Annotated in this window: 23 protein-coding genes; 10 read left to right on the forward strand and 13 right to left on the reverse strand. The window is 71.9% G+C overall.

Translation table 11 applies throughout. The annotated features are described in order from the left end of the window. The first annotated feature begins 37 nt into the window (after positions 1-37). Positions 38-619: a hypothetical protein gene (locus BJY16_RS04385; RefSeq protein ID WP_185037837.1), complete on the forward strand. Its 582-nt coding sequence runs from the start codon at positions 38-40 to the stop codon at positions 617-619. 4 nt (positions 620-623) lie between these two features. Here the strand turns inward: BJY16_RS04385 and BJY16_RS04390 are convergent, their stop codons facing one another. After that, complete coding sequence (locus BJY16_RS04390) at positions 624-1,400, reverse strand: hypothetical protein (protein ID WP_185037838.1); 777 nt, start codon at positions 1,398-1,400, stop codon at positions 624-626. Between the two features lie 54 nt (positions 1,401-1,454). On the opposite strand from BJY16_RS04390, the gene BJY16_RS04395 reads away from it, so the two are divergent. Next, entirely contained in the window at positions 1,455-2,588 is a 1,134-nt protein-coding gene (locus BJY16_RS04395) for a DNA recombination protein RmuC (protein WP_185037839.1), read from the forward strand. Positions 2,589-2,737: 149 nt separating this feature from the next. On the opposite strand, the gene BJY16_RS04400 is transcribed toward BJY16_RS04395, so the two are convergent. Further along, on the reverse strand, positions 2,738-3,787 hold the full coding sequence (locus BJY16_RS04400; RefSeq protein WP_239177633.1) for a 4-hydroxy-3-methylbut-2-enyl diphosphate reductase: 1,050 nt from the start codon (positions 3,785-3,787) through the stop codon (positions 2,738-2,740). Between the two features lie 159 nt (positions 3,788-3,946). On the opposite strand from BJY16_RS04400, the gene BJY16_RS04405 reads away from it, so the two are divergent. Genes BJY16_RS04405 through BJY16_RS04415 form a run of 3 tightly spaced genes read left to right on the forward strand, consistent with a single transcriptional unit; the run spans position 3,947 to position 5,982 of the window. Beyond that, positions 3,947-4,528 carry a hypothetical protein gene (locus tag BJY16_RS04405; protein ID WP_185037841.1) on the forward strand — a complete coding sequence of 194 codons (582 nt, stop codon included), beginning with the start codon at positions 3,947-3,949 and terminating at the stop codon, positions 4,526-4,528. A gap of 9 nt (positions 4,529-4,537) precedes the next feature. Beyond that, a complete protein-coding gene (xseA, locus tag BJY16_RS04410) occupies positions 4,538-5,782 on the forward strand; it encodes an exodeoxyribonuclease VII large subunit (RefSeq protein WP_185037842.1) in 1,245 nt (414 codons plus the stop codon). Further along, a complete protein-coding gene (locus tag BJY16_RS04415) occupies positions 5,779-5,982 on the forward strand; it encodes an exodeoxyribonuclease VII small subunit (RefSeq protein ID WP_185037843.1) in 204 nt (67 codons plus the stop codon). Before xseA ends, BJY16_RS04415 begins: the two co-directional genes overlap by 4 nt. 25 nt (positions 5,983-6,007) lie before the next feature. On the opposite strand, the gene BJY16_RS04420 is transcribed toward BJY16_RS04415, so the two are convergent. Beyond that, positions 6,008-6,559: a DUF4245 domain-containing protein gene (locus tag BJY16_RS04420; protein WP_239177619.1), complete on the reverse strand. Its 552-nt coding sequence runs from the start codon at positions 6,557-6,559 to the stop codon at positions 6,008-6,010. 150 nt (positions 6,560-6,709) lie between these two features. Here BJY16_RS04420 and glpX point away from each other — a divergent pair, with 150 nt between their 5' ends. Then, positions 6,710-7,750, forward strand: a complete 1,041-nt coding sequence (glpX, locus tag BJY16_RS04425) for a class II fructose-bisphosphatase (RefSeq protein ID WP_185037844.1) — start codon at positions 6,710-6,712, stop codon at positions 7,748-7,750. A 467-nt stretch (positions 7,751-8,217) separates the two neighbouring features. Here glpX and BJY16_RS04430 read toward each other — a convergent pair whose 3' ends face one another. From BJY16_RS04430 to phoH2, 6 genes are all read right to left on the reverse strand, one after another. Next, positions 8,218-9,900 carry a hypothetical protein gene (locus BJY16_RS04430; protein WP_185037845.1) on the reverse strand — a complete coding sequence of 561 codons (1,683 nt, stop codon included), beginning with the start codon at positions 9,898-9,900 and terminating at the stop codon, positions 8,218-8,220. A 151-nt stretch (positions 9,901-10,051) separates the two neighbouring features. Then, positions 10,052-10,843: a hypothetical protein gene (locus tag BJY16_RS04435; RefSeq protein WP_185037846.1), complete on the reverse strand. Its 792-nt coding sequence runs from the start codon at positions 10,841-10,843 to the stop codon at positions 10,052-10,054. A gap of 783 nt (positions 10,844-11,626) precedes the next feature. Beyond that, positions 11,627-12,238: a rhomboid family intramembrane serine protease gene (locus tag BJY16_RS04440; protein WP_185037847.1), complete on the reverse strand. Its 612-nt coding sequence runs from the start codon at positions 12,236-12,238 to the stop codon at positions 11,627-11,629. A 36-nt stretch (positions 12,239-12,274) separates the two neighbouring features. Then, positions 12,275-13,030: a S1 family serine peptidase gene (locus BJY16_RS04445; RefSeq protein WP_239177617.1), complete on the reverse strand. Its 756-nt coding sequence runs from the start codon at positions 13,028-13,030 to the stop codon at positions 12,275-12,277. A gap of 85 nt (positions 13,031-13,115) precedes the next feature. Then, complete coding sequence (locus BJY16_RS04450) at positions 13,116-13,817, reverse strand: aggregation-promoting factor C-terminal-like domain-containing protein (RefSeq protein ID WP_185037849.1); 702 nt, start codon at positions 13,815-13,817, stop codon at positions 13,116-13,118. Positions 13,818-14,005: 188 nt separating this feature from the next. Continuing rightward, on the reverse strand, positions 14,006-15,424 hold the full coding sequence (gene phoH2, locus BJY16_RS04455) for an RNA 5'-3' helicase PhoH2 (RefSeq protein ID WP_185037850.1): 1,419 nt from the start codon (positions 15,422-15,424) through the stop codon (positions 14,006-14,008). Positions 15,425-15,697: 273 nt separating this feature from the next. Here phoH2 and otsB point away from each other — a divergent pair, with 273 nt between their 5' ends. Then, the gene (gene otsB / locus BJY16_RS04460; RefSeq protein WP_185037851.1) at positions 15,698-16,504 is read left to right on the forward strand and encodes a trehalose-phosphatase; all 807 of its coding nucleotides are present in this window, start codon (positions 15,698-15,700) and stop codon (positions 16,502-16,504) included. A 532-nt stretch (positions 16,505-17,036) separates the two neighbouring features. Here otsB and BJY16_RS04465 read toward each other — a convergent pair. Both BJY16_RS04465 and BJY16_RS04470 read right to left on the reverse strand, forming a co-directional pair. Further along, on the reverse strand, positions 17,037-17,807 hold the full coding sequence (locus BJY16_RS04465; protein WP_185037852.1) for an isoprenyl transferase: 771 nt from the start codon (positions 17,805-17,807) through the stop codon (positions 17,037-17,039). 106 nt (positions 17,808-17,913) lie between these two features. Then, a complete protein-coding gene (locus BJY16_RS04470; RefSeq protein WP_185037853.1) occupies positions 17,914-19,719 on the reverse strand; it encodes a phosphoenolpyruvate carboxykinase (GTP) in 1,806 nt (601 codons plus the stop codon). 300 nt (positions 19,720-20,019) lie between these two features. Between BJY16_RS04470 and BJY16_RS04475 the strand changes: the two genes are divergently transcribed. From BJY16_RS04475 to BJY16_RS04485, 3 genes are read left to right on the forward strand one after another with little or no spacing between them, the layout of a single operon-like run. After that, the gene (locus tag BJY16_RS04475) at positions 20,020-20,784 is read left to right on the forward strand and encodes a sigma-70 family RNA polymerase sigma factor (protein WP_185037854.1); all 765 of its coding nucleotides are present in this window, start codon (positions 20,020-20,022) and stop codon (positions 20,782-20,784) included. Beyond that, positions 20,765-21,337 carry a GtrA family protein gene (locus BJY16_RS04480; protein WP_185046263.1) on the forward strand — a complete coding sequence of 191 codons (573 nt, stop codon included), beginning with the start codon at positions 20,765-20,767 and terminating at the stop codon, positions 21,335-21,337. The genes BJY16_RS04475 and BJY16_RS04480 overlap by 20 nt, the downstream gene beginning before the upstream one ends. A 10-nt stretch (positions 21,338-21,347) precedes the next feature. Then, on the forward strand, positions 21,348-21,896 hold the full coding sequence (locus tag BJY16_RS04485; protein WP_185037855.1) for a GtrA family protein: 549 nt from the start codon (positions 21,348-21,350) through the stop codon (positions 21,894-21,896). On the opposite strand, the gene BJY16_RS04490 is transcribed toward BJY16_RS04485, so the two are convergent. Next, complete coding sequence (locus BJY16_RS04490) at positions 21,886-22,404, reverse strand: PH domain-containing protein (protein WP_185037856.1); 519 nt, start codon at positions 22,402-22,404, stop codon at positions 21,886-21,888. The two genes, BJY16_RS04485 and BJY16_RS04490, sit on opposite strands and share 11 nt — an antisense overlap. Positions 22,405-22,408: 4 nt before the next feature. After that, positions 22,409-23,263, reverse strand: a complete 855-nt coding sequence (locus BJY16_RS04495; RefSeq protein WP_185037857.1) for a biotin--[acetyl-CoA-carboxylase] ligase — start codon at positions 23,261-23,263, stop codon at positions 22,409-22,411. Positions 23,264-23,275 lie beyond the last annotated feature (12 nt).

Raw genomic sequence — 23,275 nt, forward strand, 5'->3', positions numbered from 1 at the left:
CGGAGGTGGGCCGGTGGTTCGGTCCACCATAGGAGGCATGCCGATCGCCCCGGAGGAGGTCGAGGCGCCGGCCGGTGACACCGTGCTGTTCCGGTCGTCGCCGGCCCGGACGTTCGTCGCGGTGTTCGCCGTGCTGATGGTGTCGTACCTGCTGGTCTCCCCGATCGTGGGCCGGCTGTCACAGGGCAGCGGGGATCCGTGGTGGGTGAGCGCGCTGGAGGCGGTCGTCGTCGGCGCGGCGGTCGCCGGGTGCTACTCGCTGTCCGCGCGCGCCGCGCTGGCCACCTGGGTGCGGGTGTCGGCCGCCGGCCTGGAGCTGGCCGCGCAGGGCAGCGACCCGGTGATGCTGGCCTGGGCGGACGTCGCCGCGGTGACGGTGCGTCGCAGCGGGCTGCGCACGGTGCTCGAGGTGACCCCGGTGGACATGGACGCGGTGCACCCGGTGCAGGGCTCCGGCACCGGGGGGCCGGCGGTCACCGTCACGGCACGCGGGCCGGCCTTCGTCGCCGACCTGACCCAGATCTGGCCCGGGCCGCGGGCACTCCGCCGGGAGTTGACGCGGCGGCTCCACCCGTACCCCAAACCGGCCGCGACCGTCCGCCCACCGCAACCTTGGTGACGGTCTAGAAGTCGCCGCCGCCGAAGTCGCCGCCGCCGAAGTCGCCGCCACCCCAGTCGCCGCCACCGCCGGTGTCGCCGCCGCCGAAGTCGCCGAGCCCGCTGGTGTCGCCGCCGTCGACGTCACCGCCGTCCTGGAAGCCGTCCTGATAGCCGTCGGCGTAGCCGCCGACGTCGCCGAAGGCGGGTGAGAACAGCGCGTCGAAGATCAGCATGCCGCCGAGGACGCCGGCACCGGCGCCGAGCGCGGTCTTCCAGACCGGGGTCGAATACCACCCGGCCGGGACCGGGCGGCCCTGCACCCGGCCACCCGGGTAGTAGTACGGAGTGTCCGGGCCGGGGCGCGGACCCGCCTTGTAGGCGTGCCCCTGCACGCTGACCTCGCGCTCCTGGGTGAGCTGCCCGGAGCCGCGGGCGGCGGCCAGCGGCGGCAGGTCGGGGCCCGGGTCGAGGCCCATCGCGAGCCGGGCGGCCCGCACATAGGCCAGGCCCTCCAGGGCGGACTCGCGGGCCAGCTCGAACTGGCGGACCGTGGTGGCCTGCTGGAGCTGGCCGCCGGCCGCGTTGTAACGCTCGCCGGCGTCGGCCAGGGCCTGCCGGGCGGCCGGCTCGTCGGCGTGCAGGTTCATCACCTGGCCGCCGAGCCGCTCATACCACCGCTGCGCCTCGGCGCGGGCATCGGCCAACTGGGTCTGCTGGATTTTGGTGCCGCCGCGTTGAACGCCGACGACGATCAGGGCGACGATCGCCACGATGGCCAGGATGAGCAACACGCCGTTCATGTTTCCCAAGGTACCCCCGGTGGTCTTGTCGCACCCTTCTGGCAATCTGCGGTGGTGACGTTCTCGACGCTCGCTGTGATCATCGTCTGCCTGCTGGCCGGCGGCGCCCTGGGCTGGCTCGCCGCCCGGGCCCGCGCGGCCACCGACATCGCCCGGCTGGAGGCGACGGTGGCCGCCGCGCGCGACGGTGAGCAGCGGCTGGAGCAGTCGATGCGGGCGCTGTCCTATGAGGCGACCGCCCAGTCGCAGGAGGCGGTGGCCCGGGCGGTCGCGCCGCTGCAGGACACCCTGCGGCGCTATGAGCAGCGGGTCGCCGAGCTGGAGCGGGACCGGGTGGACGCCTATGCCGAGCTGCGCGAGCAGGTCCGGGCGATGGGCACGGTCTCCACCGAGCTGCGCGGCGAGACCCGGCAGCTGGTGTCGGCGCTGCGCACCCCGCAGGTGCGCGGCCGCTGGGGCGAGCACCAGCTGCGCCGGATCGTCGAGGCGGCCGGGCTGCTGGAGCACTGCGACTTCGCCGAGCAGGTGACCGGTGAGACCGACGTCCAGGGGGTGCGGCCCGACCTGGTCGTCCGGCTGCACGGCGGCCGCACCGTGGTGGTCGACGCGAAGGCGCCGCTGGAGGGCTACCTGTCCGCGATGGAGGCGCGCGACGAGCGGGACCGCGATCTCTATCTGGACCAGCACGCCCGGCACCTGCGCGCCCATGTGGACGCCCTCTCGGCGAAAGCGTATTGGACCGCCTTCGAGTCCAGCCCGGACTTCGTGGTGCTGTTCGTCCCGGCCGACCCGTTCCTGGACGCGGCGCTGCAGCGCGACCCGGTCCTGATGGAGTACGCGTTCCGCCGCAACGTGGTGCTGGCCACCCCGGCCACGCTGATCGCGATGCTGCGCACGGTCGCGTTCTCCTGGCGGCAGGAGACGCTGACCGGCAACGCGGTGGCGGTGCACAGCCTGGCCCGCGAGCTCTACGGCCGGCTGGCCACGCTCGGCGACCACGTGAGCCGGCTCGGCGTCTCGCTGAACGGGGCGGTCAGCGCCTACAACAAGGCGGTCGGCTCACTGGAGTCCCGGGTCCTGGTCAGCGCCCGCAAGCTGGCCGAGATGGGCGTGTCGGACGAGGAGCTGGCACAGCCCCCGCAGATCGAGATCGCGCCCCGCCAGCCCCAGGCCCCCGAACTCAGCTGACTGGCACGGCGGTCGCCGCCGGTGAGATGGCAGGCGACCGCCCGCGGAGCGAAGCGGAGCCAGCAAGCTCGGCGGTCGCCGCCGGTGAGATGGCATGTGATTTTTCGACGCCCGCCGGGTTTGCGGGTGGCGGAAAATCGCCTGCCATCTCACCGGTTATCAGGCGACCGCCCGCGGAGCGAAGCGGAGCCAGCAAGCTCAGCGGCTTTCATGTCCTTGCGCAGCTCTTGCGGCAGGGAGAAGGTGAGCCGCTCCTCGGCGGTGGTGTATTCGGTGACCTCGCCGAAACCGCGCTCGGCCAGGTGCGCGAGCACCTCCATGACCAGCTCGTCCGGGACGCTGGCGCCGGACGAGACGCCGATCGTGGTGGCGCCGGCCAGCCACTCGTCCTGGATCTCGGCGGCGTAGTCGACCAGGTGCCCGGCCCGGGCGCCGGCGCCGAGCGCCACCTCGACCAGGCGCACCGAGTTCGACGAGTTCGTCGAGCCGACCACGATCACCACGTCGCACTCCGGCGCGATCTCCTTGATCACGTGCTGCCGGTTGGAGGTGGCGTAGCAGATGTCGTCGCTGGGCGGCGACTGGAGCAGCGGCAGCCGGGTCTTGAGCCGGGCCACCGTCTCCATGGTCTCGTCGACCGAGAGCGTGGTCTGGGACAGCCAGACCACCTTGGCCGGGTCGCGGACCACCACGTTGTCCACGTCGTCGGGGCCGTCGACCAGCTGGATGTGCGCGGGCGCCTCACCGGACGTGCCGATGACCTCCTCGTGCCCCTCGTGGCCGATCAGCAGGATGTCGTAGTCCTCGGCGGCGAACCTTTTCGCCTCGTGGTGCACCTTGGTGACCAGCGGGCAGGTCGCGTCGATCGCCTTCAGCCGGCGCTCGCGGGCCTGCTCGTGCACCTCGGGCGCGACGCCGTGCGCGGAGAACACCACGGTGGCGCCCTCGGGCACCTCGTAGTTCTCCTCCACGAAGATCGCGCCGCGCGCCTCGAGGGTGCTCACCACGTGCTTGTTGTGCACGATCTGCTTGCGCACGTAGACCGGGGCGCCGTAGAGCTTCAGCGCCTCCTCGACGGTCTGCACGGCGCGGTCGACACCGGCGCAGTAGCCACGCGGCTTGGCGAGCAACACCCGCTTACGAGCTTCAGTCACCCGGCCATGGTACGTGCCCCGTCCCGGCGGCCGCCCGCGTGCGATCAGCGCCACAGACGCCGCCGCGCGCCGGGTCCGCCGCTCGGTCACCGGTTCGTCCGAGGAGTTCTCGGTACCGACGGCGGGGCGGTGGTCGTACCGAAAGCCCTGGGGGTTGATCCGTTTTCGCCCGAAAAGGGGGTTACCGGCGGGATAATCGGGATCATGAGTGCCGAGCGGGACGACGGGTGGCCCTCGATCCCGACGGTGCTCCGGGTGATGGTCGGCTGGTTCCTGTTCGGGATCGGGCTGCTCAATCTGGCCTGCGGCGCGGACGGCACGGCCTACCTGGTCTTCCACGTGACGGTGACGCTCGGCGGGATGATCCTGCTGGCCCTGCACCGGGTGGAGCCGAGCCGGGCCGGCTACCTGATCGCCTCGGTCACCGGGGTGGCCGGGCTGGCACTCGGCCTGCTGCCGGTCACCGACCGGTGCTGCCTGACCGCCTACCCGGAGCGGCGCGGCTACCCGTACCCGTTCCTGGGCGTCGGCGACGGGGTGCACGCCGATCTCCGCTACTTCGTCTTCGACCTGGTGTTCTGGCTGTGCGCCGGGACGATCGCGCTGGTCGTCACCCGGGTCGTCGAGGGCTGCCTGCCGGAGCGCCGCACCCCGGTGGACCTGACCGGTTACGTCGGCCGGCACGCGGAGCCGGCCCCGGTGGCCGGAGACGTGGCCGGGCACGCGGAGGTACACGCCTACGTGGCGCAGCATCGGGCCGACGAAAATGTCGGTGGGCTGACCTAGTCTGGCCGGGTGACTGAGACCCAGGCCGCCGCCGGACCGCCGAAAAGCTCCCCCGAGGAGCCGTGGCCGGTGCGCGTGGTCAGTCAGAAGGTGGGGGCTTGGATCAGCAAGCTCGGCTGGGTCTGGGTGGACGGGCAGGTGGCCCAGATCAGCCGCCGGGCCGGCTCCGGCGTGGTCTTCCTGACCCTGCGCGACCCGTCCGCCGACCTGAGCCTGACCGTCACCGTGCACCGCGACGTGCTGGAGATGGGCGCGCCCGAGCTGTCCGAGGGCGCCCGGGTGACGATGCACGCCCGGCCCGAGTTCTACCCGGCGCGCGGCACGCTCAGCCTGCGCGCCGACGAGATCCGCCAGGTCGGCCTCGGCGAGCTGCTGGCCCGGCTGGAGCGGCTGAAGAAGCTGCTCGCCGCCGAGGGCCTGTTCGCCCGCGAGCGCAAGCGCCGGCTTCCCTTCCTCCCCCAGCGGATCGGCCTGATCACCGGGCAGAACACCGCGGCCGAGCGGGACGTCCTGATGAATGTGCGGCGCCGCTGGCCGGCCGCCCAGTTCCGGGTCACCCACGCCACCGTGCAGGGGCCGAACGCGGTGCCCCAGATCATCAACGCGCTCAAGGTGCTCGACGACGACGAGACGGTCGACGTGATCGTGATCGCCCGGGGCGGCGGCAGCGTGGAGGACCTGCTGCCGTTCTCCGACGAGGGGCTGTGCCGGGCGGTGTTCGGCGCGCGCACGCCGGTGGTCAGCGCGATCGGCCACGAGACCGACACCCCGCTGCTGGATTATGTGGCCGACCTGCGCGCCTCCACCCCGACCGACGCCGCCAAGCGGATCGTCCCCGACCTGACCGACGAGCTGCGGCTGATCGGGCAGGCCCGGCAGCGGCTGGACCGCGCGGTGCTCGGCATGATCGACCGCGAGGAGCACCGGATCGAGGCGTGGCGGTCCCGGCCGGTGCTGGCCCGGCCGGAGTCGCTGCTGGAGCAGCGGTCCGACGAGGTGGCCGCGCTGCGCGACCGGGCCGGGCGCAGCCTGGAGCACCGGGTGCGCCGGGCCGACGACGAGCTGCGGCACACGCTGGCCCGGCTGCGGGCGCTGTCGCCGCTGGCCACCCTGCAGCGGGGCTATGCGATCGTGCAGCGCGGCGACGGGCACGTGGTGCGCGCGTCCGGTGAGGTCGGCGAGGGGGATCCGCTGCGGGTCCGGCTGGCCGAGGGTTCGGTGACCGCGGTGGTCACGGCGGGAGAGGGCGAATGAGCGACGAGAGTCTGAGCTACGAGCAGGCGCGGACCGAGCTGGCCGAGGTGGTGTCCCGCCTCGAGCAGGGCGGCGGCAGCCTGGAGGAGTCCCTGGCCCTGTGGGAGCGCGGCGAGAAACTCGCCGACATCTGCCAGCGCTGGCTCGACGGCGCCCGCGAACGCATCGACGCCGCCCGCGCAGCCCGCGCCACCGAGTAACGCCCGGCGGCGCCCGGCGATTCGGTTACTTCAGGGAGGCGGCGAGCTTCTCCAGGTTCGACTCGGAGGACTTGCCGACGATCAGCACGGTGCGGTTGTTCTCGGTCAGGATGAGGGCGGTCTCGCCGGGGCGGCCGCTGTAGATCATCCAGGTGTGGTCGTCGGTGCGGAAGGCGCCGGTGCGCTTGCCCTCCCGGCCGACCTCGTCCGGGACCAGGGTGTCCGCCGGGACGGTGCTCTCCACCAGCTGGACCGGCTCGTCCTGCGGGTCGACGTAACCGATGCGCAGGGTGGCCCCGCCGCCCGCCCGCTTGAAGGTGGCGGCCGTGACCCGCCAGTCGTCGCCGAGGCCGGTCGGCGTCAGCACGGTGAACTCCTTCGACGCGAGCTCGATCGAGGAGGCCGGGTCGACGGTCAGCGGCTCGTCGCCGCTGAGCACCACTCGGTAGAACGCGAGCAGCAGCACGATCGGCACGATCAGCACCAGCAGCGACAACGCCATGTCGCGCGGTGCCCGGCCCTCCCGCTTGGTCAGGCGGGGCTGGGCGGGCGCGGTCTCGGGAGCAGCGGGTTCCACGTGGCCATTGTTAACCATGTCGCTGAACGACGATTCGGCACGTCCGGGCGGGTGGTCACTGTTAACCATGTCGCTGAACCGGGACTTGGCCGGTTCGAGGTGCCAGGATCGGGGGAACCACCAGCCCCGCAACGACGCGAGGAGGCCGACATGCCTGCCCGGGTTCCCCAGGATCTCGACCGCAACATCGCCCTCGACCTGGTCCGTGTGACCGAGGCGGCCGCCATGGCGGCCGGCCGCTGGGTCGGCCGAGGCGACAAGAACGGCGGTGACGGCGCCGCCGTCGACGCCATGCGCAAGCTCATCAACTCGATCCAGATGCGCGGCGTCGTGGTGATCGGCGAGGGTGAGAAGGACGAAGCGCCGATGCTCTTCAACGGGGAGCAGGTCGGTGACGGCACCGGGCCGGAGGTGGACGTCGCGGTCGACCCGGTCGACGGCACCACGCTGATGAGCAAGGGGATGCCCGGGGCGGTCGCGGTGCTCGCGGTCGCCGAGCGGGGCGCGATGTTCGACCCGAGCGCGGTGTTCTACATGGACAAGATCGCGGTCGGCCCGGACTGCGCCGACGTCATCGACATCAACGCCGGCACCGCGGAGAACCTGCGCCGGATCGCCAAGGCGAAACGGTCCAGCGTCTCCGACGTGACCGTCTGCATCCTGGACCGGCCGCGGCACGCGAAGCTGGTCGAGGAGGTCCGGCAGGCTGGGGCGAACATCAAGTTCATCTCCGACGGTGACATCGCCGGGGCGATCTCGGCGGCCCGGGCGGAGTCCGACGTCGACGTGCTGATGGGCATCGGCGGCACCCCGGAGGGCATCACCGCGGCCTGCGCCATCAAGTGCCTGGGCGGCATGATCCAGGCGAAGCTCTGGCCGCGCGACGAGGCGGAGCGGCAGAAGGCGATCGACGGCGGGCACGACCTGGACCGGGTGCTCACCACCGACGACCTGGTCACCGGGGACAACTGCTTCTTCGTGGCCACCGGCGTCACCTCCGGCGACCTGCTCAAGGGCGTGCGCTACCGGTCCGGCGGCGCGCACACCCAGTCGATCGTGATGCGGTCGAAGAGCGGCACGATCCGCGTCATCGACTCCTACCACCGCCTGGAGAAACTCGCGCTGTACTCGGCCGTCGACTTCGACGGCCACCTGCCCACGGTGCCGATCGGCGACGACCCGATCATCTGACGAGCGCGAACCACCGACACACGCGGCGATGGTCCGGCATGCGGACCATCGCCGCGCCCTGTCCCCACGACCTCGCCTGACGACAAATCGCCTATGCCGAAATAAGTCTGGCATAAGGCGTGGCATCAGGCGCAAAAGCGGAGGCAGCGGCGCGCGGGCGACACAGAGCGAGCAACGAAGGCGCGTGGCGGACGGCGTGTGGCCGGCGGCGTGCGGCCGGCGGCGTGCGGCGCGTGGCGCGTGGCCGACGGCGGACGGCGCGGCGCGTGGCTGACGGCGGACGGCACGCGGCGGAGGGCGGACGGCGGACGGCGTGTGGCGGCGTCGGACGGCGGGCGGCGTGTGGCGGCGTCGGACGGCGAGGTGCGTGGCTGTCGGCACCGGTCAGCGGCGGCGGGCGCGGCGGCAGCAAGCGGCGACGGCAGGATGCGGCGGCGAGCGGCCAGGATGCGGCGGCGGGGTCAGGACTAGGGCTGCATCCACGGCAGGACGGGGCGTGGGCGGGCGGCTCGGGACGCCCAGATCATGCCGGTCAGGCCGGCCAGGCAGAACAGCAAGTAGGACAGGTAGAGGTAGCGCTCCGCGGTGAGACCGATCCGGAGCCAGGCCAGGTAGGCGATCACGTGCGCCGCCACCGTCGCCGCGACGACCGTGGTCAGGCGCGCCGGCCAGGAGCTGGGCCGGTCCAGCCGCTGGAGGGCGGCGGACAGCACGCTGCCCACGCAGATCAGGCCGATCAGGGCGAGCAGCGGGCCGGCCGGGAAGCCCGAGGTGCCCAGGGTGATCGTCGGGTCCGGGTCGAGGCGGCCGATCAGGTTCCACAGCAGCAGGGGCGGGCCGGCCAGCAGCGGGCCGAGCAGGGTCAGCCACACCCGGCTCGGGGCGCCGACCCGGCGGGCAGCGAGCGCGCCGCCCACGGTCAGCGACAGGGCCAGACCGAAGATGGCCACGGCCGCGGCGAACCAGCGGTCGACGGCGAGGATCTGGTCGCCGGTCAGCGGGTACGGCGCGTCGTCGTCGAAGCGGGACAGCGGGAAGCCGATCCGCCGCCAGGTGCCGTCCGGGTCGCGGACCGCGAATCCGTCCCGGCTGTTCGCCACCACCACGACGTGTCCGCCGGCCACCTCCTGCACGCCGAGCGCGACCGAGGAGAGCTGCCCGGCGACGTTGTAGACATCGCCGTATCCGTGCTGCAGCACCCGGCGGTCCAGCTCGCCGACCGCCCAGCTGGTGGTCCACGGGCCGGTGCCGGTCCGGGTCTGCACGGCCATCCGGCCCGGCACCACCCGGTAACAGACCTGGTCACGGGTGCACGCCTCGACTTGCGGGCTCCGCCGCGCGGCCGGGGCGGACCCGGGCGGCAGCGAGGCGCGAGCGCCAGCAGCCGGCACGGCCGCCGAGCCGGCCGGCGAAGCCGCGGAAGAGGCAGCGGACGAGACCGCCGCAGGGCCGGAAGACGAGGCCGCGGGAGAACCGGATGGCGAGGTGGCCGCAGGGCCGGAAGACGAGGCCGCGGAAGGACCGGACGGCGAGGAAGAGGGATCAGAGATTCCGGTACGGGCGGCCACCGGCTCGGGTTCGTCGGCCCAGGTGTGGCCGCCGTCGTGGCTGACCGCCCAGTCGCCCGAGAAACGGGACAGCTCCATGCGGACGTGGATGGCGCCGTCCGGGGTGGCGAGCACGTCGGTGGCCCGGGAGGTCGGGACCGGCGACGTGGCGGCCACCGCGAAGAGCGCGAGGGGCAGCAGCACCCCGACCCGCAGCGCCCGGAACAGCCGGGAGCCGATCGGAGCCGGGGCCTGCCGGGCACGCCGCAGCGACCACCAGGACAGGGCCAGCGCCGGGAGGGCCAGCAGGTCGGTCACGTCGGCGCGGATCAGCGACGGGGTGAGCAGGCTCCAGGCCGACGAGGCGAGCGCGGCGGCGTACGGAAAAGTCTTGACCAGCGCGAAACCGGCCGCGACCGTAAGCATCGCGAGCGGCCCGGACCGGCGCGCCGGGAGGCGCGGGATGATCAGTGCGGTGAGGGCCGCGAGCAGCGGCGGCGCGAGGACCAGACCGGCGGCGTCGCTGAGCTTGCCGGTCAGCGGGCCGGGGAAGGCCGCCTTGAGCAGGTGATCGTTGACGACCAGCAGGGCCAGCGCCACCACAGTGGAGGGATGTCCCAGCCAGGCGAACGCGTCACCGGGACGGGCACCCGCCGCCCCCCCCCCCCCCCCCCCCCCCCCGCAGGCTCTTCACAACGGATCAGCTTGATGTCGGAAGGTAACGACATCGACACGGTGGGACATCGATACTCGCTCAGCCGACCCGGCCGGTCAGCCAGAGCGGGCCGCGCATCGGTGGCCAGGGGGTCACCTCCGCCCGCGCGGTGACCCGGGCCAGGGCGAGCACGCTCATCCCGAACACCACGAGGTCGCCGACGATCAGGGGCAGCACGCGCTCGACCCCGGTCAGCGTCCAGGCGTGGAAGATCAGCAGGTAGGCCGGCACGGCCGCGGCGGTCACCAGGGCGGCCCGGCCGAGCCACCGTTCCCGGCGCACCAGGCGCGGCAGGGTCCGGATCAGCGCGACGACCAGGACGACCGCGCAGAGCCCGGCCAGCGGGACGGCGGCGGCGAACCCGGCCCAGCCGAACAGCTCGTCCGGCTCGACCCGGCCGAGCACCTCGAGCAGCAGCACCGGCGGCCCGGCCACGATGACCGGGGTGGCCAGCTCCCACGCCTTGCCCTGGGCACCGGAGCGTTTGGCGATCAGCACACACCCGATCAGCAGCGCCGCCACGGTGAGGAAGCCGGCCAGGATCCCGGCGTACCAGCGGTCGATCGGCAGCACCCGGTCCGCGGGGAGCTCGATCGGCGCGACCGGGGCGTCGGCGATCCCGGGGAACCCGATCCGGCGCCAGCTGCCGTCGGGGTCGCGCAGGGCGAACCCGTCGCGCCCGTTCGCCGCCACCACCAGGTAGCCGCCCGGCGCCGGGGCGATCGCCACCTCCTGCGTGGACAGTTGCTCGTCGATGGCGTCGAGGTCCCCGTACGCCCGGTACAGCGACCGGCGATCCCGCTCGCTGAACCCCCAGCTGGTGGTCCACACGCCGGTCTCGGTACGGCTCTGCACCGCGAGCGCGCCCGGCGCCGGGCCGGTAGCAGACGTCGCCGGCGCACGCCTCGGGCTGCCGCGCCCCGGCGGCCGGCGCCTCGGCCCGGTTCCAGGTGCGGCCGCCGTCGCGGCTCACCACCCAGGTCCCCGCCTTGCCGTGGTGGTCGCCGGCGCCGAGGTAGACCGCCCCGTCGGCGACCATGACCCGTTGCGCTCCGAGCACCCAGACCTGCGAGGTGGCGGCCACCCCGGTGAGCGCCAGCGGCAGCAGCACCGCCACGCGCAGGGCCCGGAACCGGCGGCCGGTGAGCCGGACCGGCGCCCGGTGCGCCCGGCCCAGCGACCACCAGGACAGGGCCAGTGCCGGGAGGGCCAGCAGGTCGGTCACGTCGGCGCGGATCAGCGACGGGGTGAGCAGGCTCCAGGCCGACGAGGCGAGCGCGGCGGCGTACGGGAAAGCCTTGATCAGGCCGAAACCGGCCGTGGTCGTGAGGATGGCGGCCTGCCCGGACCGGCATGCCGGCAGGCGCGGCGCGATCAGCGTGGCGAGGACCGCCAGCAGCGGCGGCGCGAGGACCAGACCGGCGACGTCGCTGAGCTTGCCGGTCAGCGGGCCCGGGAAGGCCGCCTTGAGCAGGTGGTCATTGATGATCAGCAGGGCGAGGGCGACCACCGTGGACGGGTGGCCGAGCCAGGCGAACGTGATCCCCCGAGACATGTTCACAGTGGAGAAGATCACACCCTGAGGTCACGGGGGCGACACGCGGTGACACCGAATCAGCGCCGCCGGAACAGGAACGCGGCCACGAAACCGCCGATCAGGCCGAGCAGGTGGCCCTGCCAGGAGACGGCGCGGTCGGTCGGCAGGATGTTGTAGACCTGGTACCAGTAGAGCAGCCCGATGAAGGCGGCCACCGCGAGGTTCCACCAGCTGTGCTCGACCAGGCCGCGGCCGACGAGCAGGCCGAGGTAACCGAAGATGACACCGCTGGCGCCGACCACGACGGTGTCCGGGCTGCCGATGAACCAGACGCCGACACCGCTGATCAGCATGATGGTCAGCGTCGACCAGATGAACCGGCGGGCGCCGCCGGCCAGGGCGAACGTGCCGACCAGGATGAGCGGCACCGCGTTGCCGTAGAGGTGGTCCCAGCCGGCGTGCAGGAACGGGCTGAACAGCACCCCGTCCAGGCCGTCCAGGTGCCACGGCTTGATGCCACCGGCCAGGTCCAGCGTGCCGGAGCCGAGGGCGACGTCGAGCCCCTCGATGAGGAACAGGATCGGGATGATCGCGCACATGGTGACGAACGCGCGACCCAGGGACGCGTAGAAAGCCTCGGTGCCGAATCTCGCCGCCGCGTCGGCGCGGGTGTCGGGGGCCCAACTCATCCTTCGATGCTCCCAGGTGGGCGCACCCCCGGCCAGTCAGGACAGCTTGCGGGTGGCGGCCAGGATCGCCGTACGGAACTTGGAGATCTGGGTGTAGACCCCCGGATAGGCGTCCCGGGCGCAGCCCAGCCCCCAGCTCACGATGCCGACCTGGGCCCACCGCCCGTCCCGGGCGCGCCGCACCATCGGCCCGCCGGAGTCGCCCTGGCAGGTGTCCACCCCGTGCCGCCCGGCGCAGATCGAGTCCGCCCGGACCAGCGTGACCTTCGCCGCCAGGTACGACTTGGCGCAGGTCGCGTCCGGGATGGTGGGCACCGTCGCGTAGTGCAGCCGGCGCTCCTGCTGCAGCGAGCCCTCCCGGGTCTGTCCCCAGCCCATCACGGTGACGTTGCCCTGGTCGCTGCTCGCGTCCGGGACCAGGGGCAGGGTGGGCAGGGCGAGCACCCGGTCGAGTTTGACCACCGCCCAGTCGTCGCCGCGGGTCTCGGTCTGGAAGCCGGGCGCCCGGATCACCTCGACCGAGTGCGCGGTGACCGCGTTCTTCGCCTTCAGGTCGGTCACCCCGGCGGTCACCGTGATCTTCTTGTCCGCCCCGGTGGCGCCGACGCAGTGCCCGGCGGTGAGGACCACCCGGGGCGCGGTCAGCGCCCCGCCGCAGCCCATCGAGAGCCGGACCACCCAGGGGAACTCGCCGGCCTTGGCGACATTGCCGCCGACCACCTCGAGGATCGGCCGGCCGCTCGCGCCCGCGGGGGCCGGTGCGATCGCGGCCGTGACGGCGACAGCCAGCACGAGCGAAGCGACATTCCGGACCATATGGACATTTGATCACAGCAAAAAGGGCCGCGCGGCATGCCGCGCGGCCCTCGTCACAAGCTCAGTACCAGCCGACGCTCTCCGAGTGGTTCCACGCGCCGCACGGGGTGTCGTAACGCCCCTTGATGTACCCGAGACCCCACTTGATCTGGGTGGCCGGGTTGGTCTTCCAGTCGTCCGCGACCGAGGCCATCTTCTTGCCGGGCAGCGCCTGCGGGATGCCGTACGCCCCGGAGCCGCTGTTCAGCGCCTTGTAGTTCCAGCCGCTCTCGCGGTCCCAGAGCTTCTCCAGGCAGGGGAACTGGCTGATCTTGAAGCCGGCGTCGAGCATCAGCGCGCACCCGGTCTTCTTGCTGCCGGAGAACTCGTTGCAGGAGTCCGGGATCGGCCCGGTGAACTCCACCGGCCCGCCGGTCTCCTCGGCCTTCTTCTCCGCGGCGGCCTTCTCCTCGGCCTCCTTGGCGGCGATCGCCTTCTTCTCCAGCGTGCGCGCCTTGGTCGCGGCGGCCTTGGCCTCGACGGCGGCCTTCGCGGCGGCGGCGTCCTCCGCGGTGCGGCGGTAGGCGCGGGCCGCGGCGTGCTCGGCCTGGCGGTCCTTCATCAGCTGGAGTTCCTCGGCGTCGGCCTGCATGACCAGCTGCGACTGGGCGCTCATCTGCTGGTCGTCGCGGTCCTGTCCGAGGTACACGCCGCCGCCGAGACCCGCTACCAGCAGACCGACAGACGCCGTACGCACTCCGAGCCGGCTCCAGAGCCGATTCACGAAGGTTCCCTTCGTCGGGGGCAAGAACGGGCACCCCGACGACGCGATCTTCCAACATCTGCGACGGCCGGTGCCCGCCAGACACCATGGCGCAGGGTGAAGGGGATGTGAAATGCCAGCGCGGATCTGTGATTTTAGTCACCGTATTTTTTACTACATTCGGGACAAAGATCCGCGCTGGCGTCACCTCACAGGGGAATGTCCTCCAACAGGTCCGTAACCACCTCGGCGATCGGTGACCGCTCCGAACGGGTGAGCGTGACATGGGCGAAGATCGGATGCCCCTTCAGCGCCTCGATCACCGCGGTCACCCCGTCGTGCCGGCCGACCCGCAGGTTGTCCCGCTGGGCCACGTCGTGGGTGAGCACCACCCGGGACCCCTGGCCGATCCGGGACAGCACGGTCAGCAGCACGTTGCGTTCCAGCGACTGGGCCTCGTCGACGATGACGAAGGCGTCGTGCAGGCTGCGGCCGCGGATGTGGGTCAGCGGGAGCACCTCGAGCATGCCGCGGGCCAGCACCTCCTCGACCACGTTGGCGTGCACCACGGCGCCGAGCGTGTCGAAGACCGCCTGCGCCCAGGGCGACATCTTCTCCGCCTCCGAGCCGGGCAGGTAACCCAGCTCCTGGCCGCCGACCGCGTAGAGCGGGCGGAACACCACCACCTTCTTGTGGCGGTTGCGCTCCATGGTGGCCTCCAGGCCGGCGCAGAGCGCCAGCGCGGACTTGCCGGTGCCGGCCTTGCCGCCCAGCGACACGATCCCGATCGACTCGTCGAGCAGGATGTCCAGCGCCACCCGCTGCTCGGCGGAGCGGCCGCGCAGCCCGAAGGCGTCCCGGTCGCCGCGGACCAGTTTCACCGTCTTGTCCGGGCTGACCCGGGCGAGCGCCGAGCCGCGCGGCGAGTGGATCACCAGGCCGGTGTGGCAGGGCAGGCTGTCCGCCTCCTCGACGGCCAGCTCCTCGCCCGCGTACAGCGCCTTGACCTGCTCCTCACCGAGCTCCAGGTCGGCCATGCCGGTCCAGGTGGGGTCGCTGGCCTGGCCGTGCCGGTACTCGTCGGCGGTCAGGCCGACCGAGGCGGCCTTGACCCGCAGCGGCATGTCCTTGCTGACCAGGGTGACGTCGCGGCCCTCGGCGGCCAGCCCGAGCGCCACCGAGAGGATCCGGGTGTCGTTCGAGTCGTTGCGGAAGCCGTGCGGGAGCGCGCTCTGGTCCGCGTGGTTCAGCTCGACTCGCAGCGTGCCGCCCTCGTCGTTGCAGAGCACCGGCTGGTCCAGGCGGCCGTGCTTGATCCGCAGTTCGTCCAGCATCCGCAGGGACTGCCGGGCGAACCAGCCGAGCTCGGGGTGGTGACGTTTGCCCTCCAGTTCGGAGATGACCACGAGGGGCACGATCACCTCGTGGTCGGTGAACCGGCGGAACGCCGCCGGGTCGGACAGCAGGACCGAGGTGTCCAGGACGAAGACCTTGCCAGCGGGGGCGGGTTCGGCATCGGCGTGCCGGTCCCGCACCCTGCGGCGGGAGGCGGTGGCACGGGTCTTGGTCACCTTGTCGGCCGGGTCGGATGAGGGGGCGACACCGGCATCGGTACGGCGAGATGTCACAGGCCTGCTCCAGCGGGCGTGCAACCCGCCACCCGCGGTCCGCCACCTCCGGCCGCCGGCACATGCACAGGGTCGGATTGCGGGCCCTGTGGCGCAAGTTGTCGCTGGTCCGGGCCGGCCGGCTGGCTCGGGATGACCCCGTGCCATGACTCAAACGCTAGCGGTCAACAGGCTCCTGCGGTAGTGCGCAAAATCGGGCGCTCCCGGGTGACGCTCGCCCCAAGCGAATTCCAGCGCGCATGAAAGAGGACCTTCCGCGGGTAGTCTGATCCCGTGGCAGAGACCCCGCGTCCGACCCATCCCGCGAGCGCCGACCACGCGTGGGCGCGCACCGTCGAGCATGCCTCCCGGACCACGTTCTTCTTCGATTTCGACGGCGTCCTCTCCCCGGTCACGAAAGACCCTTCGGCCTCCCAGCCGGTGCCCGAGGTGCCCGCCGTCCTGGAACGACTGGCTGCCCGGGTCGCCCGGGTGGCGATCGTCTCGGCCCGTCCGGTGGACTTCCTGCGGTCCCGGTTCGCCGCCCTGGAGCACGTCGACCTCTTCGGCCTCTACGGCCTGGAGGTGCTGCACGAGGGCGAGGTGGTGACCAAACCGGCCGCCCTGGAGTTCGAGCGGCCGATGGCCGAGCTGGCCGCCGAGGCGCAGGCCGCGCTGGCCAAACCGGTCTTCGTGGAGTACAAACGGCTCTCCGTCGCCCTGCACTACCGGGAGTGCCCGGAGCGCGCCGCCGAGGTCGAGCAGTGGGCGCACGAGCGCGCCGAGCGGGCCGGCCTGGCGATCCAGCGCGGTCGCATGGTGGTCGAGCTGAAGCCGCCGGTCGACCAGGACAAGGGCATGGTGATCACCGAGGCGCTGCGCGACGCCGGCTGCGCGTGGTACTTCGGGGATGACATGTCCGACATCAAGGCGTTCGACGCGCTGCGCGCACGGGAGGCCGTCGACCCGGGCTTCTTCGGGATGGCGATCGCGGTCGCCAACGACGAGACCGGCGCCGAGGTGTCCAGCGCCGCCGACCTGACCCTCGCGTCCCCGGCCGCGGTCGCCGCTTTCCTCACCGAGGGCTTGGCGCGTTTCTGACCGCTTTGCTTCTTCCGGTACGCCGCTTGCTCTTTCGGTACGCCGCTTGCTTCTTCCGGTACGCCGCTTGCTTCTTCCGGTACGCCGCTTGCTTCTTCCGGTACGCCGCTTCGATCTTTCGGTACGCCGCTTGCTCTTTTGGTACGCCGTGAGCACCCGGCCGGCCCGCCTGCCCTCAAGGGGTGCCCGTGCCGACCGGGCCCAGGCGGCCGTTGCCGGCCCAGCGGCGGGTTCGCACGTCAGCGTTCCCTCCGGGGCGCTCACCAGCGGTGACTGTGCCGGCCCGTTCAGGGCAGCGGCCGCCGGGACAGCGACGCGTTGTCCACACCAGCGCGTTGTCCACAGCCCAACCCGGCAAGATCCCGCTTCCGCGTCACACTGTCTTGGGCGGCTCCCCCTGGGTGGGCGGGGACTGGCACGTGGCCGGATCGCCCCGGCGGTCACACCGCGATGAGCGGCGGGTGCAAGGCCCTCACCACCGTCCGGCGAGGCGCCGTCCGGGGGTGCTCAGGTCGTACCCGGAACGGGTCGGTCAGGCGCCGTAGCGGCGCTGGCGGTTGCCGTAGGAGCGGAGGGCTCGCAGGAAGTCGATGCGGCGGAAGTCCGGCCAGTTGGCGTCGTGGAAGTAGAACTCCGAGTGCGCCGACTGCCAGAGCAGGAAGCCGGACAGCCGCTGCTCGCCGCTGGTGCGGATGACCAGGTCCGGGTCGGGCTGGCCGCGGGTGTAGAGGTGCTCGGCGATGTGCTCGACGTCGAGGATCTCGGCCAGCTCCTCCAGGGTGCCGCCGGACGCCGCGTGCTGCTGCAGCAGCGAGCGGACCGCGTCGGTGATCTCGCGCCGGCCGCCGTAACCGACCGCCATGTTGACCTCGACGCCGCCGCTGCGGTCCTGGGTCTTCTCCTGGGCCGCCTTGAGCGTGGCCGCGGTGGCGGCGGGCAGGATGTCCAGCGCGCCGACCATCCGGAGCCGCCAGGGGTTGCCCTCCTCGGCCAGCTCGGTCGCCAGATCCTCGATGATCTTGACGAGCGGGTCCAGCTCGGCGGCCGGGCGCTGCAGGTTGTCGGTGGCCAGCAGGTAGAGCGTGACGTGCTCGATGCCGGACTGGTCGCACCAGGTGAGCAGGTCCTTGACCCGGACGGCACCGACGCGGTGACCGTCGTTCGGATCGACGAAACCCATCTCCCGGGCCCAGCGCCGGTTGCCGTCGCACATCACGCCGACATGGCGGGGCACCGGCTTGCCGACCAGTTTCCCGGCGAGCCGACGTTCATAAAAGGAGTAGACCAGCGAGCGCACACTCATCACCGCAAAGGGTAGCCACCCCGGCGGCGCCCTCTGCCGGGGGCGGCCCAAGATGCGGCCGAACGGACATCGGCGCCCGCCCCCCGGGTGAGGGGCGGGCGGCGTGTCAGGCGTCGGCGAGGCGGGCGCGCAGCGCGTCCAGCTCGGCCCAGAGCACGGCCGGCAGCTTGTCGCCGAACTTCTCGAACCACTCGGTGACCTGCGGCAACTCGGCCAGCCACTCGTCGGAGTCCACGCGCAGCACCGCCTCCACGGCGGCCGGGTCGATGTCCAGCCCGGTCAGGTCGAGCGACTCCGGCGTGGCGACGTGCCCGATCGGGGTCTCCACCGCGTCGGCTTTGCCGTCCAGCCGCTCGACGACCCACTTGAGCACCCGGCTGTTCTCGCCGAAGCCCGGCCAGAGGAACCCGCCGTCGGCGTCGCGCCGGAACCAGTTCACGTAGAAGACCTTGGGCAGCTTGGACGCGTCGCCGGAGGCGCCCTTGGCCATGTCGATCCAGTGCTGGAAGTAGTCGCCGGCGTGGTAGCCGATGAACGGCAGCATCGCCATCGGGTCGCGGCGGACCACGCCGACCTGGCCGACCGCGGCCGCGGTGGTCTCGCTGGACAGGGTGGCACCCAGGTAGACCCCGTGCACCCAGTCGCGGGCCTCGGTGACCAGCGGGATCGTGGTCTTGCGGCGGCCGCCGAAGAGGATCGCGTCGATCGGCACGCCGCGCGGGTCGTGGTACTCGTCGGCGAGGATCGGGCACTGCTCGATCGGGGTGCAGAACCGGCTGTTCGGGTGGCTCGACGGCGCCTCCGACTCCGGCGTCCAGTCCTGACCCTTCCAGTCGGTCAGGTGCGCGGGCGGCTCACCCATGCCCTCCCACCAGATGTCGCCGTCGTCGGTCAGCGCCACGTTGGTGAAGACCGAGTTGCCCTTGGCCAGGGTGCGCATCGCGTTCGGGTTGGTGTGGAAGTCGGTGCCGGGCGCGACGCCGAACAGCCCGAACTCCGGGTTGGTGGCCCAGAGCCGGCCGTCCTCGCCGAACCGCATCCAGGCGATGTCGTCGCCGATCGTCTCGACCTTCCAACCCTCCAGGGTCGGGTCGAGCATGGCGAGGTTGGTCTTGCCGCAGGCCGACGGGAACGCGCCGGCGATGTAGCGGACGACGCCCTCCGGCGAGGTCAGCTTCATGATCAGCATGTGCTCGGCGAGCCAGCCCTCGTCCCGGGCGGCCACGCTGGCGATCCGCAGCGCGTAGCACTTCTTGCCGAGCAGCGAGTTGCCGCCGTACCCGGAGCCGAACGACCAGATCTCCCGGGTCTCCGGGAAGTGCGAGATGTACTTCGTCTCGTTGCACGGCCAGGCGACGTCGCTCTGGCCCGGCTCCAGCGGGGCGCCGATCGAGTGCAGGCAGGGGACGAAGTCGGCGTCGTCACCCATCTTGCGCAGGACCTCGGCCCCCATCCGGGTCATGATGCGCATGCTGGCGACGACATACGGGCTGTCGGTCAGCTCGACGCCGAACATCGGGTTCTCCGCGTCCAGCGGGCCCATGCAGAACGGGACGACGTACATCGTCCGGCCCCTCATCGAGCCGCGGTACAGCTCGGTCATCAGGGACTTCATCTCGGCCGGGGCCATCCAGTTGTTGGTCGGGCCGGCGTCGGCCTCGTCGGCCGAGCAGATGAAGGTGCGCTCCTCGACGCGCGCCACGTCGGACGGGTCGGTGCGCGCCCAGAACGAGTTGGGCTTCTTCTCCGGGTTCAGCCGGACCAGCGCGCCGGACTCGACGAGTTCGTCGGTCAGCCGGGTCCACTCGGCGTCCGAACCGTCGCACCAGACGATCCGGTCGGGCGTTGTCAGGGCGGCGACCTCGTCGATCCACGCCAGCAGGCGGGAGTGCGAGGTGTGGGGGTGAGACAAGGTGAAGCTCCTTCGGTCGGCACTGACCAATGACAGACCGGCCGGATATTCCGGCTGTAGTCATGGGAGTCACATCAGGTTAAGCCCCATACCCATACAGTTCATCGGCTGAACTTGTGGACAACCGCACAATCTTTGGTCGCCGTGCGCGATGACGATTGATTCTTCGCCACTTGGCGCACGAGCGCGCACTCACGCCAGCCACACCGCCAGTCCCGGCAACTTTCGCAAATTGGACTTAACGCCTTAGACTTTCACCTAATCGGGCTTACCTCGCAGTTCCGGCCAAACGGAGGCGGAATGACGACCCCGGGCAACGACGTGGACTCGGACACGGATCTGCTCGCCGCCGTCCGGGCCGGCGACACCGCCGCGTACGGGACGCTCTACGAGCGGCACCACGCGGCCGCGCGGCTCTTCGCGTACGGCCTGGCACGCGACCCGTCCGACGCCGACGATCTGGTGGCCGAGACGTTCGCCAAGGTGTTCGCGTCCCTGCGGGCCGGCCGCGGCCCCCTGGTGGCGTTCCGCGCCTACCTGCACACCACCATGCGGCACGTCTGCTACCAGCGCGCCCGCACCGACCGCCGGCTGGAGTTCACCGACGACCTGAGCCGGTACGACGCCGGCGAGCCGTTCACCGACCCGGCGCTGGACCGGCTGGAGCGCAGCTTCGCCGCGGCCGCCTTCCGGCAACTGCCGCCACGCTGGCGGGACGTGCTGTGGCAGACCGAGGTGGAGGGCAGCACCCCGGCCGAGCTGGCCCCGAGGATGGGCCTGACCCCGAACGCAGTGGCCGTCCTCGCCCACCGCGCCCGCGAGGGGTTGCGCAGTCTCTACCTGCAGCAGCACGTCACGGCGGCCGAGCACCCGGAGTGCCGGTGGGCCGGCGAGCGGCTGGGCGGGCAGGTGCGCGGCCGGCTCGCCCCGCGCGACGCCCACCGGATGCGCACCCACCTGGGGCGGTGCGCGGAGTGCCGGGGCCGGCTCGCGGAGATCCGGGAGATCGACGGCTTTCGACACGGTCCGTACCGGCAGCGTGACCATGCCGGTACCGCGGGTTGAGGTTGTGCAACGAGACCAGCGGCCGGTGCCCGGCACCGGTACCCTCGCATCCGTGCCCCCGACCTCACCGCGGCCGTCCGGACTGCGCAGCCGGCTGCGGGCTCTGGTCCGCGAGGTCGGCAAGTTCGGCACGGTCGGCAGCCTCGCGTTCGCCGTCGATCTACTCATTTTCAACCTGCTGCTCAGCACCGGCAGCGAGACTCTGACCGCGAAGACGATCTCCACGATCGTGGCGACCACCCTGGCCTTCTTCGGCAACCGGTACTGGACCTGGCGCCACGGCGAGCACACCAACCTGGCCCGGCAGTACACGACCTTCTTCGTGCTGAACGCCATCGGCCTGGGCATCGCCCTGGCCTGCTTGGCGATCAGCCATTACGTGCTGGGACGCTTCTGGCCGGCGCTGCAGAGCCAGGCGGCCGACAACGTCGCGGGACAGCTCGTCGGCACGGCATTAGGTACCATATTCCGATTCTGGTCATATCGAAAGTTCGTCTTCCGGGCCACCGACGTCCCGCAACGTGATCCGGCGTACTCGCCCCCGTCCCCGTAAGGTTGATCCCATGCCCGCAGCATCCCCGCTGACGGAACGCCTGCGTCGCCTCGCTCCCGAAGCCATCGCCTTCGGCATCATCGGAGCCGGGAACACGCTCCTCTACATGGCGATCACCTACGTCGCGCTGCCGATCGGCGCGGTGAAGGCGAGCGTCATCGCGACGGTCGTCACCACCACGCTGGCCTACCTGGCGAACCGCTACTGGACCTACCGTCACCACACCCGCACCGCGCTGCGCCGCGAGTACACGCTGTTCTTCGGGTTCAACCTGGTCGGCATGGTGATCCAGTCCGGCATGGTGGCGATCGGCAAGTACGGGTTCGGCCTCACCGAGGAGCACGACGAGCTGCTCTTCCTGGGCGTCACACTGATCGGCATCGCGATCGCCACGGTCTTCCGGTTCTGGGCCTACCGCACCTTCGTCTTCCTCAAGCCGCCGGTCGACGGGCACGAGGGCGCGATCACCGAGATGGACGCGACCGCCGGTTTCGCCGAGCTCAGCGCGGTCGAGGTGCCGGGCAGCGCGGCCGAGCTGGACCCGCAGCTCAGGCACTGACCTCCTGCTCGTCCTCCTCCTCGTCCGGGCTCAGCTCGATCAGCTCGTAGAGGCGGGTCTGCACCTGCTGGGCGCGCGGCACCCCGGACAGCCGGGCGGTCTGCTCGCCGATCGAGTCGATCACCAGCGTGCCGGTGCCGAAGACCCGGTCGAGCAGCGACTGGGTCAGCGCGTGGTCGTTCACCCGGTTCAGCGGGAGGTCGCGGCGCTCCCGGACCAGGACGCCGGACTGGGTCAGCAGCCGCTCGTTGGTCAGCACATAGTGCGTGCAGCGCCACTGGATCAGCGGATGCACGCCGTAGCGCACCGCGTGGTAGAGCATGATCGCGGCGACCAGGCCGAGCCCGATCCGGCCGCCCTCGTTGGCGGGCAGCAACACCCAGGCCATGATCAGGCCGGTCAGGGTCAGCAGCAGCACCAGGACCGGGCCGACCACCGATTTCCCATGGGGACGCAGGTGGAGGACGACCTCCTCCTGTTCGGACAGTACTTCCGCCGGGAACGCCACCCGGTCAGCGTACGTGCAGCACGTCCCCCGCCGAGACACGATGCTCGGCGCCGTCCACCGAACGGATCACCAGCCGGCCGTCCCGGTCCACCGTGACCGCCTCGCCGAGCAGCTCGCCGCCGCCCGGCAGCAGCACCCGGACCTGTCGGCCGATCGTCGCGCAGCCGCGCTGGTAGGCGCCGAGCAGCCCGCACATCTCGGCGTCGCCGCCGGCCTCCCGCCAGCCGAGGTACCACCGCTCCAGCCCGCGCAGCAGCGCCCGCAGCAGCGGATCCCGGTCCAGCGTCTCCGCGCCGGCCAGGCCCAGCGAGGTGGCCGGCACCCCGGTCGTGGCCGGCAGCTCGTCGGCCCGGGTGCTGACGTTCAGACCGATCCCGACCACCACCGCGTCGCCGGCCATCTCGGCCAGGATCCCGGCGCACTTGCGGTCGCCGACCAGCAGATCGTTCGGCCATTTCAGGGCGGCCTGCACGCCGGCCACCCGGGACACCGCCTCGGCCAGCGCCACCCCGGCCAGCAGCGGCAGCCAGCTCAGCGCCTTGGGCTCGACGGCCGGCCAGCCGCGCTCCGGGTCGGCGGCGCCGGGCCGCAGCAGCACGCTCTGGTAGAGCCCGGCCCGGGCCGGGCTGACCCACTGGCGATCCCGCCGGCCCCGGCCGGTCACCTGCTGCTCGGCGACGATGACCAGGCCCTCCGGGGCGCCGTCCCGGGCCGCGCCGGCCACGTCGGCGTTGGTCGAGCCGGTCTCCGGACGGACCTCCAGGCGGGTCCAGAGGGCGCCGGGCTGGACCAGGGCCCGGGAGAGGGCCCGCTCGGAGAGCGGCGGACGGTCCAGATCGGTGTACCCGGAAGCGGCCATCCCGGCAGCCTA

Source organism: Actinoplanes octamycinicus (assembly GCF_014205225.1).
In the GTDB taxonomy this organism is placed as follows: domain Bacteria; phylum Actinomycetota; class Actinomycetes; order Mycobacteriales; family Micromonosporaceae; genus Actinoplanes; species Actinoplanes octamycinicus.